This is a genomic window from Natronospirillum operosum (assembly GCF_004768465.1).
Classification (GTDB): domain Bacteria; phylum Pseudomonadota; class Gammaproteobacteria; order Pseudomonadales; family Natronospirillaceae; genus Natronospirillum; species Natronospirillum operosum.
In genome coordinates this window covers 481,821-498,919 of sequence record NZ_SRMF01000002.1, presented here as the reverse complement: position 1 = coordinate 498,919, position 17,099 = coordinate 481,821, and the positions used below count along the sequence as shown (strand labels likewise).

The following is a 17,099-nucleotide window of genomic DNA, read 5'->3' as shown; positions in this document are numbered from 1 at the left end:
TTATCAGGGTCGGGTAAAGCGCTGCTTGCATGTTTCATCCCGGGCACATTGAAGCCGCAACAGGTCAGTATCACGCTATGGGAATACAGTCGGTATGAATTCAGCAGTTACCGAAGAACCGCTCTACGTCGGGGTGGACGGCGGCGGCACAGGCTGTCGCGGGCGGCTGGAAAATGCTGCCGGTGACTGCCTGGCCGAAGCCAGCGCCGGGCCAGCCAACCTCTACCAGCAGCGTGAGCAGGCGCTGGTCGCTGTTGAACAGTGCGTCGACACCCTGTTGCGCAGCGCTGGTATCGGGCCGCAGGGCCAGTCCCGGGTGCATGCCGGCCTGGGCCTGGCGGGGGCGGAGCTGCCTTCAGCCCGCCAACTGGTTGCAGGCTGGCAGCCGCCCTGGGCCTCCGTGCAGGTGGTCAATGATGCGCATGTGGCCTGTCTGGGCGCGCACCAGGGGCAGGATGGCGGGCTGGTTGTCGTCGGCACCGGCATTGTCGGCTGGGCCATCCGCGCAGGCCAGGGGCAGATTCTCGATGGCTGGGGTTTTCCGCTGGCCGATCAGGGCAGTGGTGCCTGGCTGGGGCAGCGGGCCCTGCAACTGACCCTGCGTGCCAGTGACGGCATGGTTCCCGAGACACCGCTGACCCGTCATCTGCTGGCCCGGTTCGCTGACAACCCGCGGCGCATCACCGAGTGGGCCGCAACGGCCCGTTCGGGTGATTATGCACACTATGCACGCACCGTGGTCGAGTATGCCGATCAGGGTGACGCTGCTGCCGAGACACTGCTGCAGGAACAGGCGCGCGAGGTGGGTCTGCTGGTGCAGCGGCTGCTGGACATGCACGCCAGTCCGGTGGCCCTGCTGGGCGGATTGGCTCCGGCCGTGTCAGCGCATTTGCCGGCTGCACTGACCCGTTTTCTGGTGCCCGCGCGTGAAGATGCCATTGCGGGCGCCCTTTATTTCATCAGGCAGAATGCCACCCGTTCAGAGGACTCTATCCGACCATGACTGATATGCAGACGCTGCTTGACTATCTGCGTCCAGACCCCAAACGTCCGGGCTCTCTCTATGTACAACTGGCCCGGGCCCTGAAGCAGGCCATGCATGAAGGCATGCTGGAAGAGGGCGAGTACCTGCCGCCGCAGCGTGATCTGGCGGTGGCGCTGGGGGTGTCCCGCGTGACCGTGCGCAAGGCGATCGAAACACTGGTCGAGCAGGGGTTGCTTATGCAGCGTCAGGGCGCAGGTACTCGCGTACTGAAACCGCAGCAGGAAGCCATACACAAGAACCTGTCGGTGCTGAACAGCTTTACCGAGGACATGGCAGCACGGGGCCTGCCTTCCCGCTCCGAGTGGCTGTCACGGGAGCGGATACAGTCATCGCCGCGTGAAGCCATAGCGCTCAACCTGTCGCCGGGCAGCATGCTGACCCGCTATGCCCGGGTGCGCTATGCGGGGGACAACCCCATGGCGTATGAAGTGGCTTCGGTGCCGGGGCACATCATCCAGTCGGTGGATGAGGTCGGAGCGTCCCTGTATGCCGCTCTGGAGGCTCATGACGCGCGTCCGGTCAGGGCGCTGCAGACCATGACTGCGCGCAATGCCGACCAGCAGGTGGCGGACTACCTGAGCATGACGCCGGGTGAGGCCGTGCTCTATATCGAGCGTCAGGGCTTTGATCAGCACAACCGCCCGGTAGAGTTCACGCGCTCATATTACCGGGGTGACATCTACGACTTTGTCACGGAACTCAAAATGGATACTCGTGATGTACAATGAGCAAACCCGGGTGCTGGTCGGCGCGCGGCTGTTCGATGGCGAGCGCTTTCTGGACCGCCACGCCGTGGTACTGCAGGGCGAGCAGATCGCGGCGCTGACGCCACAGCATGAAGTGCCGGCAGAGCTGCCCACTACCGACCTGCAGGGTGGACTGCTGGCGCCGGGTTTTATTGATCTGCAGGTCAACGGTGGCGGTGGTGTGCTGTTCAACAATGCGCCGACAGTGGACAGCCTGACCCTGATGACCCGAGGCCATCGTACTGCCGGCACTACCCGCCTGTTGCCGACCACCATCAGTGATACCGAAGACAATCTGCAAGCCTGTGTGGCAGCTGTTCTGGCGGCGCGTGCAGACAACCCCGGCATACTGGGGCTGCATATCGAAGGTCCCTTTTTCAGTCACTTGCGCCGGGGGGTGCACCGGGAAGACTATCTGCGCCCGCTGCGCGACCGCGATGTGGACTATCTGATCGACGTGGCCGCCGCGCTGCCCATCCTGCTGACCCTGGCTCCGGAACGCACAACTCCCGGGCAGATCCGGCGCCTGGTCGAGGCCGGCATCCGAGTGTCTGCCGGCCACAGCAATGCCACCCAGGCGCAGGTGGCAGCCGCCATCAGCGAAGGCCTGAGCGGCTTTACGCATCTGTTCAATGCCATGCGCAACCTGGAAGGTCGGGAGCCGGGCGTGGTGGGCGCGGCTCTGGTCGATCAGTCAACCTGGGCCGGCATCATCGTTGATGGCTGGCATGTGCACCCGCAGTCGGTGCGTCTGGCCTGGCGCTCCAAGCCGGACGGGCACCTGTATCTGGTCAGCGACGCCATGGCCACCGTGGGTGCGGCCGATCCGGAGTTCGACCTGTACGGCGAGCGTATTCGACGCCAGGAAGGGCGGCTGATCAACAGCGAAGGCAAGCTGGCCGGTTCCGCGATCGGGCTGGCCGAGGCAGTGCGGAATGTGATCGAACAGGTCGGGCTGCCGGCGGCAGAGGCACTGCGCATGGCCGCGCTCTACCCGGCCACCTATTTTGGCGTCGCAGACCGCCTGGGCCGGCTGGCACCCGGCTACCAGGCTGATCTGGTGCATCTGACTGACGACTGGCAGGTAACCCGAAGCTGGGTGGCCGGCCAGTATGAACTTCACCAACCCGTCGTACAGGCACACTGAACATGCAGGTAGTTATTGTGAGAACGGCCGCCGAGGTGGCGCAGTTTGCGGCCGACCGTGTGGCCGCCCAACTGCAGCGGAAACCCGACTCGGTGCTGGGGCTGGCCACCGGTGCCACCCCGGTGGCCACCTATGAGTTGCTGATTGAACAGTATCGGCAGGGCAGGCTGAGCTTTGCGCGCTGCCATACCTGCAATCTGGATGAGTACCTGGGCCTGGGGCCGGAGCACCCGCAGAGCTATCGCCGGTTCATGCAGGACAAGCTGTTCAACCATATCGATGTGCTGCCGGAGCAGACTCATCTGCCCGACGGCCTTGCCGCCGACCCGGAGGCTGAATGCCAGCACTACGAAAACCTGATCCGGCAACTGGGCGGTGTTGACCTGCAACTGCTGGGGATCGGCCGTAATGGCCATATCGGCTTCAATGAACCCATGTCCAGCCTGGGCAGCCGGACCCGGATAAAAACCCTGACTCCGGACACGGTCGAGGCCAACGCCCGCTATTTCCGGCCAGACGAGTTTCAGCCGCAACTGGCCCTGACCATGGGCATTGGCACCATCATGGAAGCGCGGCAGGTGTTGTTGCTGGCCACCGGCGAGGCCAAGGCGGAAGCCGTGGCCACCATGGTAGAGGGGCCGGTTGCGGCGCGCTGCCCCGCTTCCGCGCTGCAGTTCCATCCGACGGTCTGCGTGGTGCTCGATGAAGCGGCGGCGGCCGACCTGACCCGGAAATCCTTCTATCAGTATGTGGAGGCGCAGGCCCGGGCTCTAGTCAGAGATCCTGCACCATGGTGATGCTGCCCGGTGCGGACTTGTCCCACTCGCGAAAGCCCTGCTTGCGATAGAAGGCCTGCGCGCGGCTGTTTTTTGCATTCAGTACCAGATGTACACCGAATACCGCCTGTTCACGCAGAGCCTCGAGGAACGCCTGCATCAGGCGGCCTCCGTTGCCCCCGCCCTGGGCGGCTGGCAGCAGGTTGATATGCAGATGCGCCGGGTAACGGCTCGCCACCGCCGGTACTGCCGGCGGCTCGTCTATCAGCGCCCGCATGCCGGCTTCCAGTTCGGAGACCGGAGCGGTCGCCTCTGTCCGCCTGGCCTGTACCGTTGGCCACCAGTGGCGGTGCTGCCATTCGGCCAGGCCCTGGCTGGTTCTGGTGCCGACGATGTAACCCTGCGGCAGGCCGTCAATCGTGAGCGTGAAGGCACAGCGTGGATCATAGGCCACATAGGGGCCCATATAGATCAGGCCGGGGATATCCGGGTCATGAAAGTCGGTTGTCGGTGCCAGCCCGCCGTCGGCGGTTTGCAGGCAGATATGATAAAGCCGCGGCAGGTCGGCCGGATGCACCGGCCGGACAGCTGCAGCGCCCGGGCTGTTGCCTGTGGTGTCGGATGTGGTCATAGCGAGCATGGCCGAGTCAGTCGAGTCTGTGAGTCTATTTCAATTGACTCTCGAACCCAATACAGGCCTTGCCTTGGCCAAACCATCGCAGGCGCACTCTGGCTGATTCCGCGCAGAGTGCTATACGCCCGGATGGGCATCGGTGCCTCAGGTTGACAGACTGGTTTCGGTTAATCCCGGTCCGGGGCTAAACAATCGAGCCAGAAAGTCGATAATTGCAGAACCAGCCTGTTTGCATACTGGTTGACTGCCCGGGAGAGGCAGCGCCGATTACCACACACACCGATCACAAGGACCGTCACCCCTCTAACGGGAGAAACAGATGACGATCATAGGGCGCATGCGGGCGCTGCTTATTGCACAGATTGTGGCTCTGGTAGCCATCAGCGGTATCGTGCTGGCGGGATTGCAACTCGCGGGCACTCTGGCGGCCTACTATCCGGACCAGTTGCTGCCCGGTGCGGTGGCGGTGAAGAACCTCAATATAGCCGGGCAGCAGTATTATCTGAACCGTTTCGACCCACGGACCCTGGAGCAGATTCGCGAGCAGGGTGATGTGGCGCTGGAAACATTGCAGGCCACAGCCGGTGCCGGCGATCAGGAACGGGTTGTGCGGGCGGTGCAGGAAATTGCTGATGCCTGGGAAGTCTTGCGAGTGGAAGAAGGGCCTGCGGCCGGTCGTGAAAGCTTCCCCGCTTTTCAGGCCACCATGGTGGAAGTGGATGACATCCTCAATGAACTGGTGGCCGTATCCAGTGCGGAAATCGAGCGCGTGATCAGCCTGATTATCCGCGGTGTTATGCTGATTGCCTCCGTGATCATCCTGGCCTCGCTGGCGCTGTCCTTCTTTATCGGGCGCTCGGCACAACGTGCGGTGGAGGGGCTGTTCAGCCCCATTAGGGCCCTTGCCGGGCGTCAGTTGAATGTGCACTTTGACGAGTCCGGCAAGCACGAATTCAGTCGCCTGGCACGGGATCTCAACAGCATGTCCGGGTCGCTGGTTGAGGCGTTTGGCACCATCCGCAGTCAGGTGCTGGGACTGGCCGAAATTGCCGACGAGTTTTCCCAGTCAAGCGCGCGCGCGTCACACAACATGCAGACACAGCTCTCGGAAACCGACCAGGTGGCGACGGCCATCAACGAGCTGTCGGCGTCTGCCAGTGAGGTGTCGCAGCGCGCCGGGCGGGTCAGTGAAGTGACCCAGCAGGTAGCCAGGGACGCCAGCCAGTCGGGAGACCGGGTAGGCGAGTCGGCCCGCAAGTCGGAGCAGGTCAACGAGTACATGGGGTTGACGCGCGAGCGCATCAATCAGCTGGCCAGCCTGACCGACGAGATCGGCACCGTGCTGGATGTGATACGTGGTATTGCCGAGCAGACCAACCTGCTGGCGCTGAACGCGGCCATCGAAGCTGCGCGGGCCGGTGAGCAGGGGCGTGGTTTTGCGGTCGTGGCCGACGAGGTGCGCACCCTGGCCAACCGGTCGGCGGAATCCACCGATCAGATCAGCAGCGTGATCGAGCGTTTGCGCGCGGCGGCCAATGAAGCCATCGAGGCTTCCGAGCAGGCCTCCGGTCTGGCCTCGGAGAATCAGACCACAGCGCTGGAGGTGAACGCGGAGATCCAGACCATGGTGGGTCAGGTACAGGAACTCACCGACATGATCGCCGAGATTGCCGAGAATGCTCGTGAACAGGAGGGAGTTACCGAGTCGGTCAGTTCCAGCGTGACCCGTATCAACGACCTGGCGCGCGACAACGCCGAATTCGGCGAAGTCATTGCACGCAACGGGGGCACCATTCGGGATGCGGTGCGTCAAACCCGGGCCCAGGTGGAGCAGTTCCAGATCTGAGTGACTGCGCAGCGCGTACACCTGACCTGAATGCATGCGAGTTTTTGGGGAGTGTCAGCGCCGTGGGTACAGAACGTGCCAGCAGAGTCAGAAGTTCACGCCTGGGTCGCCTGGGCCAGATGGGACGTCTTGCCACCGGTATGGCCGGTGGGGTGATGTCCGCGGGGGCCAGACGACTGATCAGCCGGGAACGTCCGGCGCTGCGTGACCTGATGCTGACGCCCGGCAATCTGTCGCGGGTGGCAACCGAAATGGCCCAGTTGCGGGGTGCCGCCATGAAGCTGGGCCAGTTGCTGTCGATGGATGCCGGCCAGTTGCTGCCCGCCGAACTGTCCGTCCTGCTGGACAGACTGCGCGCCGATGCGGATACCATGCCGGGGTCACAATTGCGTGCAGTGCTCGCCGCCGAGTGGGGGGCGGACTGGCAGAACCAGTTTGCCGATTTCAATTTCCGGCCCATGGCTGCCGCCTCGATCGGGCAGGTCCATCGCGCCGTCACACATGACGGCCGTGCCCTGGCCATCAAGGTGCAGTATCCGGGCGTGGCGCGCAGCATCGACAGTGATATCGACAATGTCGCCACCCTGTTGCGTCTGACTCGCCTGGTACCCGCCGGTCTTGATCTGGCGCCGTTGCTGGCGGAAGCCAAGCAGCAATTGCATGCTGAAGCCGACTATGGTCAGGAAGCGGCGGCCATGACCCGCTATGCGGCCTGGCTCGAGCGCGACCCGCACCTGGTGGTGCCCACAGTCGACACCGGTCTCAGTACCGAACGGGTGCTGGCCATGCCGTGGCTGAGCGGTGAGCCGGTTGATCGACTGGTGCATTCTCCGGCCACGGTACGCAACGAAGCCGTCCGCTGGCTGCTGGAACTACTGTTCCGCGAGCTGTTCGAATTCAACTGCGTGCAGACCGACCCCAATTTCGCCAATTTTCTTTACGACGCCAGCGCCCGGCACCTGGTGCTGCTCGACTTCGGGGCCACCCGCGATTATGGCGCCCCTGTGGTCTCCGGTTATCGGGCCCTGCTGACGGCAGCGTTGGATGATGACGCGGCGGCAATGGCCGATGCCGCCTGCCAGATCGGCTATTTCGGGCAGGCCATAACGCCGGCCCAGCGTGATGCGGTGCTGGCGCTGTTCCGGATTGCGACTGAACCCCTGCGGCACGAAGGGGTGTATGATTTCTCCCGTTCGGACATTGCTCAGCGCATACGCCAGCAGGGCATGGCCCTGAGCCTTGAACAGGGGTACTGGCATTCACCGCCGATGGATGCGCTGTTCCTGCACCGCAAACTGGCCGGCCTCTATCTGCTGGCCTGCCGTCTGCAGGCCCAGGTCGACCTGCGCCCGCTGCGCCGCTGGCTGGTTGACGATGCCGCCGCGCAGGATGACGCCCGGTCGCGTTCGGCAGGCTCTTCCACTGCCTGAGCGGAACCGGTATCGGCGGCGCGCGGCCAGCAAATGAAAAGCGAATTGCATTTCCTGTTGTGGTATAATAACGAAATTCCGGCTGGTTCAATGATAATTATGTAGTAGAATTACAGCCCGCCCTCACCACACGACGGACCAAGGAGCAGTTTCAATCATGCGCAAGACAAAAATAGTCTGTACTGTCGGCCCCGCTTCAGAAGACAAAGCCATTCTCACCGGCCTGGCCAATGCAGGTATGGACGTAATGCGTCTGAACTTCTCACATGGCGACTTTGACGAGCATGGGGCGCGTATTCAGGTTGCTCGCGAAGTGGCGGCGGAAACCGGTCGCAACATCGCCATCCTGCTGGATACCAAGGGTCCTGAAATCCGCACCATGGAAGTGACCGGCGGTGCCGTCAATCTGAAGACGGGGCAGTCCTTTACCCTGACCACGGATCAGACCGTGGTGGGCGATTCGACCCGTGTCGCCGTGACCTATGAGCACCTGAACCGGGATCTGAAACCGGGCAACATCGTGCTGCTGGATGACGGCCTGCTGGAACTGCGCGTCACCGAAATCAAGGGCGGTGATGTGGTCTGCGAAGTATTGAACAATGGTGAACTGGGCAACAAGAAGGGCGTCAACCTGCCGGGCGTCAGCGTCAGCCTGCCCGCCCTGTCGGACAAGGACCGCCGTGATCTGGTGTTCGGCTGCGAGCAGGATGTCGACTTTGTGGCGGCCTCCTTCATTCGCAAGGCCTCCGATGTGGAAGAGATTCGGGCGCACTTGCGCGCCAATGGCGGCGACAATATCCGCATCATTTCCAAGATCGAGAACCAGGAAGGTATCGACAACTTCGACGAAATTCTCGAAGCATCTGACGGTATCATGGTGGCCCGTGGTGACCTGGGTGTGGAAATTCCGGTCGAGAACGTCATCTTCGCGCAGAAGATGATGATCCGTAAGTGCAACCTGGTGCGCAAGCCGGTGATCACGGCTACCCAGTTGCTGGACTCCATGATCAAGAATCCGCGCCCGACCCGCGCCGAAGCCGGCGATGTCAGCAATGCCATTCTGGATGGCACCGATGCCGTCATGCTGTCCGGCGAGTCCGCCAAGGGTGATTACCCGGTGGAATCGGTCCGTATCATGGCGCAGATCTGCGAACGCACGGATACCGACATGGACCAGTGGCGCCCGGATCATGTGGAGCACCTGACCGGAGATCTGGCGGTGACCGAGTCGATCTGCCGCTCCGCAGTCGACGTGGCTACTGCGCTGCAGGCGCGCGCCATAGTGGTGTCTTCATTTGCCGGCAAATCGGTCCGCTCGGTGCGCAAGTATTTCCCCAAGGCACCCATGCTGGCCCTGACCACCGAGAACAAGACACTGCAGCAACTCTGCCTGACCAAGGGGGTGACCTCGGAGCTGGTCGCCGAGTTTCAGGACTCGGATACCCTGTTTGCCGAAGCCAAGAAGCGGGTTGTGGCCGCTGGTCTGGCCAAGCCCGGTGACAAGATTGTGGTGGTATCGGGTGCTCTGGTGGCCAGAGGCTCGACCAACAGCCTGTCCGTGCATCGGGTCTGAGTTCGATCTGAGCAAAAAAACCCGGCCCTGGCCGGGTTTTTTGTGGGAATAACTCAGGGCTGTCGCGTCGCCACGGCGCCGGGCAGACCCTTGTAGACAGCCTGGGCCACCAGGCAGGTGATGGCCACCTTGATCAGGTCGCCCGGAATGAACACGGCCATGGTCAGGGTGCTGTTCGCCCAGTTGTTGCCGGTGACCAGCTTGAAGCCGATGATGCCGCAGATGTACAGCACCAGGATGCCGCCGGTGAAGGCGCCGATGGCGGTGGCTGCCAGCAGCGGCAGGCGCTGCAGTTTCTGCGCTACCAGACCGGCAAAGAAGGCGGCCACCGGCCAGCCCAGAAAGAAGCCGACTGTAGGGCCTGCCAGTACGCCCAACCCGCCGCGCCCGCCGGCCAGCAGCGGTGCCCCGAGGGAGACCACGAACACCAGCAGCAGCATCGACAGGGCGCCGCGCCAGGGACCCAGCATAACGCCGGCCAGCATCACCCCCAGAGTCTGGGCGGTAATGGGCACTCCGAAGGCGAACGGAACGGGTGGAATAAAACCGAGTGCAGCCACCAGGGCGGCGTAGAGGGCGATCTGAACCAGTGATTTATCCTTCACTGTGGGACTCCTTTGCAGATGAGTGGGAACGGGATGAGTGGGTTGCATGGCCCGGCGAGGTCTGAATGCCGCCTCTGGCGGCCAGGGCCTCGGCCACATGGTCGGACATGCGGATGGCCTGAATGGTCATCGGAATGGCCAGGCGCCAGACCTGCCGGCCGCCGCCGCGCACGGTCCAGGCCTCCTTAAGTCCGTGCAACTGGGCCAGCAGCACGGGTATAAAGCGGATGACCAGGGCGACCGCGAAGGCGATGCGCGCCGGGTCCGTGCCGACCAGACGCAGGGGCAGCAGCAGGGGTGTGATGGCCGACATCATGGCATCCATGCGTGTGGTCAGGGTGATCAGGTTGGCCAGCAGCACCAGGGTGCTCATGCGCAGCACCAGCGTCAGGCCGGCGGCCAGACCGACGGACCACCACTGCACCAGAAACATGATGGCGAACAGAAACAGCAGGGGTCGCAGCAGGCGCAGTTGACGCAGTGCCTGGCGGCCCACGGAGGCATAGAGCGCCAATACGGCCAGCAGCGCGGCGAGCATCCAGAAAGGATGGCTGACGAAGTACAGGCCAATGCTGATGGCAGCGAGAGACAGCAGTTTCAGCCCGGCAGGGCGGCGATGCAGCCAGCTCTGCTGACCCAGATAAAGGCTGATCATGCCTCGGACGCCTGCGGCTGCATGCGTCCGAGCCGAAGGCTGCGCGCCCGTTCCCGTGCATCCGCCTGGTAGGCGGAAAGCACAGTATCCGGTGTGCCGTCGGCTCTGACGCGGCCGTCTTCCAGCCAGATCAGGCGGTCGAAGTCGGCCAGGGTATCCAGTTCATGACTGATCATCAGGATCTGCTGCGGCAGTCCGTGCAGCAGTTCCAGCAGGCGAAAGCGGGTGGGCAGATCAAGGGCGGAAAAGGGCTCGTCGAGAATCAGCAGGCCAGGTTCGAGCAGCAGGACGGCGAAGATGCAGACCAGTTGTTTCTGGCCTTCGGACAGACTGTGCACCGGGCGCTCGGCCCAGTCCTCGTGGCCATGGGCGCGCAGCAGCGCCAGCGCCTGCTCGGTAGCGCCAGAGACTGAACAGCCCTGATTGCGCAGTCCGAAGGTCAGTTCCTCGATCACGGTGGGGAAGATCAACTGGTGATCCGGATTCTGGAAGATGAACCCCACCGTCGCCGCCATGGCCTCCGGCCCGCGCCCCGGGTCCTGCCCGTGCACACTGACCCGGCCGGTGTCCGACGGCAGCAGCCCGTTGAGCAGGCGCACCAGCGAACTCTTGCCCGAGCCATTGTGCCCGATCAGACCAATGCGCGACTGGTCCAGGCGCAGGGACAGCTCAGTCAGTACCTGCACACCGTCGCGTGACAGGCTGACCTGATCGAGTTCAATAACAGGGCTGGCAGTGCTCATCACGGGTCCTGACAATTCATGATGAGGGGATTGTAAGGGGGCAGTTGGTGGGTTGTCTCTATTACAGGGTTAATGGTGTTTACAAGTGATTTAAAATTGATCGGTTGTTGAGTTGAAAGTCGACAGTAGACAGTGCACAGAAGACAGTAATGTCGCAGCCTGACCACTCAAGGTTGTCAAACCTTCACTGTCGACAGTCTACTGTCTACTGTGCTGGTTTCTGGGTTAGTGGCTGCTGGCAGTCGTCCTGGTTGGTGGGCGGCGCTCAGACCGTCTGCGGCCAGGACGGCCGCAGTCGAGCTGTCAGGGACGACGTTTTTTGCGTGTCTGAGCGCCGCCCACCAACCGTGGACGACGTGCTCTGCGCCTCACTCCTCGCCCAGGAACCCCCCGGTCTGATGCGCCCACAACTGGGCATAAATGCCTCGGCCGTTGACCAGTTCCTCGTGCGTGCCCATCTCCACGATCTGCCCCTGATCGAGCACGATAAGGCGGTCCATCGACATGATGGTGGACAGCCGGTGGGCAATGGCGATCACGGTCTTGCCTTCCATCAGCCGGTACAGGCTCTTCTGGATGGCGGCTTCCACTTCCGAATCCAGTGCCGAGGTGGCTTCGTCCAGCACCAGTATCGGCGCATCTTTCAGCAGCACCCGGGCGATGGCGATGCGCTGGCGCTGGCCGCCGGAGAGCTTGACGCCGCGCTCGCCGACCATGGCATCAAGGCCGCTCTGGCCGTAAGGGTCGGTCAGATCGGGAATGAACTCATGGGCTTCCGCCTGGCGGATGGCGTCCTGCAGTTCATTTTCCGAGGCATCCGGGCGGCCGTAGAGAATATTCTCCCGCACCGAGCGATGCAGCAGCGAGGTATCCTGGGTCACCATGCCGATATGGGCGCGCAGGCTTTCCTGCGAGACCTGGCTGATATCCTGGCCATCGATCAGAACCTGGCCGGATTCCACGTCGTGGAAACGCAGCAGCAGATTGACCAGAGTCGACTTGCCGGCCCCCGAGCGGCCGACCAGGCCAACCTTCTCACCAGGACGGATGTCGAGATCCAGATTGTCGAACACGCCGTGGCCCTTGCCGTAGTGGAAGCGCACCTGGCGAAACTGGACCCGCCCCTGCGGCACGGCCAGCGGCGGCGCCTCGGGCGCATCCATGACTTCGCGCGGACGCGCAATGGTGTTCATGCCGTCATTGACGTTGCCGATGTTTTCGAACAGGGCACTGATCTCCCACATGATCCACTGCGCCATGCCGTTCATGCGCAGGGCCAGGGCGATAGCTACGGCAATGGCGCCTACCGAGACCGCTTCCTGCAGCCAGAGCCAGATCGACAGCGCAGCGACCACAAAGGCCAGTCCGTAGTTGATGGCTTCTACACTGAAATTGATGCCGGTGACCAGACGCATCTGGCGATAGACCGTATCAAGAAACCCACTCATGCCCCGGCGCGCGTAATCGGCCTCACGCTGGGTATGGGCGAACAGCTTGACGGTCTGGATATTGGTATAGCTGTCGACCACCCGCCCGGTCATGATGGAGCGTGCATCGGCCTGCTCCTCGGATACCCGTTTGAGCTTGGGCACAAAATGCAGCTGCACACCGACATAGAGCACCAGCCAGACAACCATGGGCACAGCCAGGCGCCAGTCCAGTTGGGCCAGCAGTACGACCATGGTGATGAAGTACACGATAATGAACACCAGGACATCGAGCAGCTTGACCACGGTCTCCCGGATCGACAGTGAGGTCTGCATGACCTTGGTCGCAATGCGGCCGGCAAAGTCGTTCTGATAGAACGACAGGCTCTGTTTGAGCAGATAGCGGTGAGCCAGCCAGCGGATGACCATGGGATAGTTGCCAAGCAGCGTCTGGTGCACGATGGCGGCTCGCAGCAGGGTCAGGCCCGGCATGACCACCAGCAGCAGAAAAGCCATGCCGGCGAGTTTCCAGCCTTCATCCTGCAGGAAAGTGTCGCGTTCGCTGGTGCTGAGCCAGTCCACCAGTTGACCCATGAAACCGAACAGCATCACCTCGAGCACGGCCACACAGATGGTGACGGCAGACATCATCAGCAACGGGCCTTCCATGCCACGCGTGTAGTGGCGACAGAATGCCAGCAGTGTCTTGGGGGGCTGTGTCGGTTCTTCGACCGGGAAAGGCCGAATCAGACGTTCAAAGAAACCCAGCATGGAGGCAGGCACTCCCTTGTGCAAAAAAGGCCGCAAAGTATAGGCCGGCAAAATACCCGGTGCAGGTGCCAATTGTCATGGCTTTGCACAGAAGTGTGTCATCAGGCTGTGATAAAATGCCGGCATCATCTGAAAGTGCACCCCTGACGGGTTGTTGTCTTGTCGCACAGGTTCCGAGGAGATTCATGCAGATACTGACCGATACCCACATGCACACCGTCGCCAGCCACCACGCCTACAGCACGGTACATGACTACTGGCAGTTTGCCGCCGAGCGCGGGCTGCAACTGTTCGGAGTGACGGACCATGCGCCGGACATGCCCGATGGCGCCCATGGCTGGCACTTTGGCAACATGAAGGTGCTGCCCCGGGTGCACAACAATATCGCCATGCTGCGCGCCATCGAGGCCAATATTCAGCCGGAGGACGGCGGCCTCGGCCTGCCGGAAGGCATGTACCCGTTTCTGGACTATATCATCGCCAGTTTCCACGAACCTGTGTTTCCGCCGGCGGACCGGGCCACCCACACCCGGGCCGTGATCAATACCCTGAAATCAGGGCGCTGCCAGATTCTCGGGCATCCGGGCAACCCCAACTACCCGATCGACTATGAGGAGGTGGTGCGCGCGGCGAAGGACAACAATGTGCTGATCGAAATCAACAACAGCTCCTTCACGCATTCCCGCCTGGGCAGCGAGCCCAACTGCCTGCATATTCTGGAGCTGGTTGACCGCCTGGACTGGAAGGTCTCTTTCGGCAGCGACTCGCATACCGCCTTCACGCTGGGGCATTTCGATGCCTGTATCGCCAGGGCGGAGCAGATCGGCTTTCCGGAAGAGCGGGTAGTGACCGCCAATGCGCCCCGGTTTCTGGCTTTCCTGGCCGAGCACGACAAGCCGGTGGCTACCGAACTGCAGGACTGGGCCCGGCAGTTCGGCCAGCACTGATCATGGTCTCAGTAGCGGAAACGGGCCACCAGAGATTCCAGCTCTTCGGCCAGTGAGACCAGTTCTTCGCCTGCCTTGCTGACCTGCTGGGCGTCTTCGGTGCTCTGCTGACCGAGATCACGCAACGTGGTCAGGTTGCTGTCGATTTCGCGCGCCACCTGAGCCTGCTGTTCGGCCGCACTGGCCGAAGAGGTATTGCGCTCCCGAATGCTGCTGACCAGGCGCGAAATGGCCTGCAGGGCCTCGCTCGCCTTGTGACCGGCATCCAGCGTCTGGCTGGCGGAATCGTTGCTGGTAGCCATGGCCTTGACGGCATTGGCAGTGCCGGTCTCGACGCCTTCGATGATGCTCTCGATCTCGGTCGTGGAATCAGCCGTACGACTGGCCAGAGCGCGCACTTCATCGGCCACCACCGCAAAGCCGCGCCCGGCCTCACCGGCACGGGCTGCCTCAATGGCGGCATTCAGGGCCAGCAGGTTGGTCTGCTCGGCAATGCCGCGAATCACATCCAGCACCGAGGTGACATTGCCGACCTGCTTGGACAGCTCATCCACATCATGGCCGGTGGCTTCCAGATCACGCACCAGTTGTTCGATGGCGCTGACCGCCCGACTGACTTCGCTGAGCCCCTGCGACGTCTGTTCATCGGCCTGTTCCGACTCGCCGGCCGTGTCGGCTGCAGTCTGCGCGACCTCGGCAATGGCCACCGTCAGTTCGTTCACTGCGGTGGCGGCCTGTTCCAGTTCGTCGCTCTGGCGCTGGCTGTTCTGCTCCGAGCGCTCCGTGACGGCCTGCATGGATTCGGACGATTGTACCAGCCTGCCTGTGGACTGCTGGATACTGCTCACCGCATCGCGCAGACTCGCCTGCATGGCGCCGAGGCTGGTCTTGAGCTGTGCCAGTTCGTCGTTGCCGCGCACTGTTATCTCGGTCGACAGGTCACCCTGAGCGATGCTGTCGGCAACCCGGACCGCATCGCGCAGGGGGCGGCTGATGCTGCGGATAAGCAGGGCGCCGACCACAAACATGAGACCGGCAACGGCGAGAGAGACCGCTATGGTCAGCAGGAATGACAGCTGGTAGGCCGCCGAGGCATCGGTTTCGGCGGCCTGTACCTGCTCCTGGTTGTATGCCACCAGCTCGCGCAGGGTCGAGGCGGCTTCATCGGCCACCGGAATCAGCGTACTGTTCCAGATCGCGATGGCATCGGCAGCGCGGAAGTTGGCGGCAAAGCCGATGGCCTCATCCAGCGCTTCCAGAAATTCCTGCTGCAGGGCTTCGAATTCGGCAAACAGTTCCCGCTCGCGGTCCGACTCCATGGTGCCTATATAGGCCTCTTTGGCTTCGTCCAGAGCCGCAGTCAGCTCATCAATCTGGGCCTGCAGGGCACGGCGTTCTTCTGCCGTGACCGAATAAACAATGGCGGTTGCCGGCACCACTACCCGATTGAAGCGATCATAGACATCATTGACGGCAATCAGCCCCGGTACGCGCTGCTGACTGATGACGACAATCTGCTCGTTGGTTGCGGCCAGGCGGCTCAGGCTCAGCAGGCCCCAGGCCACTACAATCACCAGTATCAGCCCGAAGGCGGCCATCAGCCGATGTCTGATGGAGAGATTCATTATCATGGAAAGCTCCAGATGAGGGCTTTATTGTAATTTCGTATCCTCACGGCGGTGAACAATCCGCTCTGACAGTATACATCGGTCGCAACGCAGAAAAATTCAGTATTAATGACTATATCGGCGCAGGAGGGCAGATACGGTCGAACCATGAAAGTGGTCCGTCGGTACCGAATGCACTACACTGGTGCGCCTTCCATGCCAATGACTGAAAGGTTGCCGCTTGCCCACCTTGCCGACACGCACACCACTGGACTGGATACTGTTGCTGTATCTGTCGCTGGCCTGGGGGCTGGCGTTCATGCTGATCGCGCTGGCGCTGCCGTCCTTTCCGCCGCTGACGCTGGTGGCGGTGCGGCTCACTCTGGGTGCGCTGACGCTTTGCATCATCATGTACAGCATGGGCCTGCGCCTGCCCGTCGAGAGGGCCTGGTGGGCACGTTTTGCCACTCTGGCTCTGCTGGGTAACGTGGTGCCGTTTTCGCTGATCTCCTGGGGCGAGCTGTATATCTCCAGCAGTCTGGCCGGCATTCTGATGGCGCTGATGCCGATCAATGTGATGATACTGGCGCACTTTTTCATCGCCAGCGAGCCCATGTCACCGCGCAAGGTGGTGGGCTTTGTCATGGGTTTTGTCGGGGTGCTGGTGCTGGTGGGTACCGAGGCACTGTCGAATCTGGGCGGTGATGCCTTCTGGGCGCAGATGGCCATCATTGCGGCCACAGTCTTCTACTCGGTGACCAGTATCTATACCAAGCGCCTGCCCCGGCTGTCGGTGCTGGTGGCCGGGGCCGGGACCCTGGTGGCCGGCAGCCTGCTGCTGTGGCCGGTGGCGCTGGTGGTGGACCGACCCTGGACGCTGGAAGTGACCTGGGGGCCGCTGGTGGCGGTGGTGATCCTCGGTGTGTTCTCCTCCGGCCTGGCCAACTGGGTCTATTTCACCATTGTGCAGCGTCAGGGGCCCAGCTTTCTGTCCATGATCAACTACATCATTCCGGTGATCGCCTTTGCGGCCGGGGTCGGCTTCCTCAGTGAAGCAGCGAGCGCTGACCGCTATATCGCCCTGGTCATGATTCTGCTCGGTATCGCCATCAGCCAGCGGCGCCGCACCACGGCTGGCATCTGACCG

14 protein-coding genes and 1 pseudogene are annotated in these 17,099 nt (G+C 62.4%); 9 read left to right on the top strand and 6 right to left on the bottom strand.

Annotated elements, in window-relative coordinates:
• Positions 1-94: 94 nt before the first annotated feature.
• From E4656_RS08685 to nagB, 4 genes are read left to right on the top strand one after another with little or no spacing between them, the layout of a single operon-like run.
• Positions 95-1,003: a glucosamine kinase nucleotide-binding domain-containing protein gene (locus tag E4656_RS08685; RefSeq protein ID WP_135482798.1), complete on the top strand. Its 909-nt coding sequence runs from the start codon at positions 95-97 to the stop codon at positions 1,001-1,003.
• Positions 1,000-1,773, top strand: coding sequence for a GntR family transcriptional regulator (locus E4656_RS08680; RefSeq protein WP_205849152.1), 774 nt, complete (start codon positions 1,000-1,002; stop codon positions 1,771-1,773). Before E4656_RS08685 ends, E4656_RS08680 begins: the two co-directional genes overlap by 4 nt.
• Positions 1,763-2,938: an N-acetylglucosamine-6-phosphate deacetylase gene (gene nagA, locus E4656_RS08675; RefSeq protein WP_135482797.1), complete on the top strand. Its 1,176-nt coding sequence runs from the start codon at positions 1,763-1,765 to the stop codon at positions 2,936-2,938. The genes E4656_RS08680 and nagA overlap by 11 nt, the downstream gene beginning before the upstream one ends.
• Before the next feature lie 2 nt (positions 2,939-2,940).
• The gene (gene nagB, locus E4656_RS08670) at positions 2,941-3,735 is read left to right on the top strand and encodes a glucosamine-6-phosphate deaminase (RefSeq protein WP_135482796.1); all 795 of its coding nucleotides are present in this window, start codon (positions 2,941-2,943) and stop codon (positions 3,733-3,735) included.
• Here the strand turns inward: nagB and E4656_RS08665 are convergent.
• The gene (locus E4656_RS08665) at positions 3,713-4,345 is read right to left on the bottom strand and encodes a GNAT family N-acetyltransferase (protein ID WP_167855989.1); all 633 of its coding nucleotides are present in this window, start codon (positions 4,343-4,345) and stop codon (positions 3,713-3,715) included. The two genes, nagB and E4656_RS08665, sit on opposite strands and share 23 nt — an antisense overlap.
• A 1,291-nt stretch (positions 4,346-5,636) precedes the next feature.
• Here E4656_RS08665 and E4656_RS20750 point away from each other — a divergent pair.
• The 3 genes and pseudogenes from E4656_RS20750 to pykF all read left to right on the top strand — a co-directional run.
• A pseudogene (locus tag E4656_RS20750) lies at positions 5,637-6,194 on the top strand (methyl-accepting chemotaxis protein); the annotation flags it as partial.
• A 62-nt stretch (positions 6,195-6,256) separates the two neighbouring features.
• Positions 6,257-7,624, top strand: a complete 1,368-nt coding sequence (locus tag E4656_RS08655) for an ABC1 kinase family protein (RefSeq protein WP_240753945.1) — start codon at positions 6,257-6,259, stop codon at positions 7,622-7,624.
• A 157-nt stretch (positions 7,625-7,781) separates the two neighbouring features.
• Positions 7,782-9,197, top strand: coding sequence for a pyruvate kinase PykF (gene pykF / locus E4656_RS08650; RefSeq protein ID WP_135482793.1), 1,416 nt, complete (start codon positions 7,782-7,784; stop codon positions 9,195-9,197).
• Positions 9,198-9,250: 53 nt separating this feature from the next.
• Here pykF and E4656_RS08645 read toward each other — a convergent pair whose 3' ends face one another.
• From E4656_RS08645 to E4656_RS08630, 4 genes are all read right to left on the bottom strand, one after another.
• Complete coding sequence (locus E4656_RS08645) at positions 9,251-9,802, bottom strand: biotin transporter BioY (protein ID WP_135482792.1); 552 nt, start codon at positions 9,800-9,802, stop codon at positions 9,251-9,253.
• Entirely contained in the window at positions 9,792-10,457 is a 666-nt protein-coding gene (locus E4656_RS08640) for an energy-coupling factor transporter transmembrane component T family protein (RefSeq protein ID WP_135482791.1), read from the bottom strand. Before E4656_RS08640 ends, E4656_RS08645 begins: the two co-directional genes overlap by 11 nt.
• On the bottom strand, positions 10,454-11,200 hold the full coding sequence (locus E4656_RS08635) for an energy-coupling factor ABC transporter ATP-binding protein (RefSeq protein ID WP_135482790.1): 747 nt from the start codon (positions 11,198-11,200) through the stop codon (positions 10,454-10,456). Before E4656_RS08635 ends, E4656_RS08640 begins: the two co-directional genes overlap by 4 nt.
• A gap of 368 nt (positions 11,201-11,568) precedes the next feature.
• Entirely contained in the window at positions 11,569-13,398 is a 1,830-nt protein-coding gene (locus tag E4656_RS08630) for an ABC transporter ATP-binding protein (protein ID WP_135482789.1), read from the bottom strand.
• A gap of 185 nt (positions 13,399-13,583) precedes the next feature.
• On the opposite strand from E4656_RS08630, the gene E4656_RS08625 reads away from it, so the two are divergent.
• Positions 13,584-14,345, top strand: coding sequence for a phosphatase (locus E4656_RS08625; RefSeq protein ID WP_135482788.1), 762 nt, complete (start codon positions 13,584-13,586; stop codon positions 14,343-14,345).
• 8 nt (positions 14,346-14,353) lie between these two features.
• On the opposite strand, the gene E4656_RS08620 is transcribed toward E4656_RS08625, so the two are convergent.
• Positions 14,354-15,976: a methyl-accepting chemotaxis protein gene (locus E4656_RS08620; RefSeq protein WP_135482787.1), complete on the bottom strand. Its 1,623-nt coding sequence runs from the start codon at positions 15,974-15,976 to the stop codon at positions 14,354-14,356.
• A gap of 217 nt (positions 15,977-16,193) precedes the next feature.
• Between E4656_RS08620 and E4656_RS08615 the strand changes: the two genes are divergently transcribed.
• Positions 16,194-17,096, top strand: a complete 903-nt coding sequence (locus tag E4656_RS08615) for a DMT family transporter (RefSeq protein WP_135482786.1) — start codon at positions 16,194-16,196, stop codon at positions 17,094-17,096.
• Positions 17,097-17,099: the final 3 nt, after the last annotated feature.

What these genes read in the sequence shown, in the direction of transcription:
- E4656_RS08685 (WP_135482798.1), top strand. Translation starts at nt 95, where the DNA reads ATGAATTCAGCAGTTACCGAAGAACCGCTCTACGTCGGGGTGGACGGC.
- E4656_RS08680 (WP_205849152.1), top strand. Translation starts at nt 1,000, where the DNA reads ATGACTGATATGCAGACGCTGCTTGACTATCTGCGTCCAGACCCCAAA.
- nagA (WP_135482797.1), top strand. Translation starts at nt 1,763, where the DNA reads ATGTACAATGAGCAAACCCGGGTGCTGGTCGGCGCGCGGCTGTTCGAT.
- nagB (WP_135482796.1), top strand. Translation starts at nt 2,941, where the DNA reads ATGCAGGTAGTTATTGTGAGAACGGCCGCCGAGGTGGCGCAGTTTGCG.
- E4656_RS08665 (WP_167855989.1), bottom strand. Translation starts at nt 4,345, where the DNA reads ATGACCACATCCGACACCACAGGCAACAGCCCGGGCGCTGCAGCTGTC.
- pykF (WP_135482793.1), top strand. Translation starts at nt 7,782, where the DNA reads ATGCGCAAGACAAAAATAGTCTGTACTGTCGGCCCCGCTTCAGAAGAC.
- E4656_RS08640 (WP_135482791.1), bottom strand. Translation starts at nt 10,457, where the DNA reads ATGATCAGCCTTTATCTGGGTCAGCAGAGCTGGCTGCATCGCCGCCCT.
- E4656_RS08635 (WP_135482790.1), bottom strand. Translation starts at nt 11,200, where the DNA reads ATGAGCACTGCCAGCCCTGTTATTGAACTCGATCAGGTCAGCCTGTCA.
- E4656_RS08630 (WP_135482789.1), bottom strand. Translation starts at nt 13,398, where the DNA reads ATGCTGGGTTTCTTTGAACGTCTGATTCGGCCTTTCCCGGTCGAAGAA.
- E4656_RS08625 (WP_135482788.1), top strand. Translation starts at nt 13,584, where the DNA reads ATGCAGATACTGACCGATACCCACATGCACACCGTCGCCAGCCACCAC.
- E4656_RS08620 (WP_135482787.1), bottom strand. Translation starts at nt 15,976, where the DNA reads ATGATAATGAATCTCTCCATCAGACATCGGCTGATGGCCGCCTTCGGG.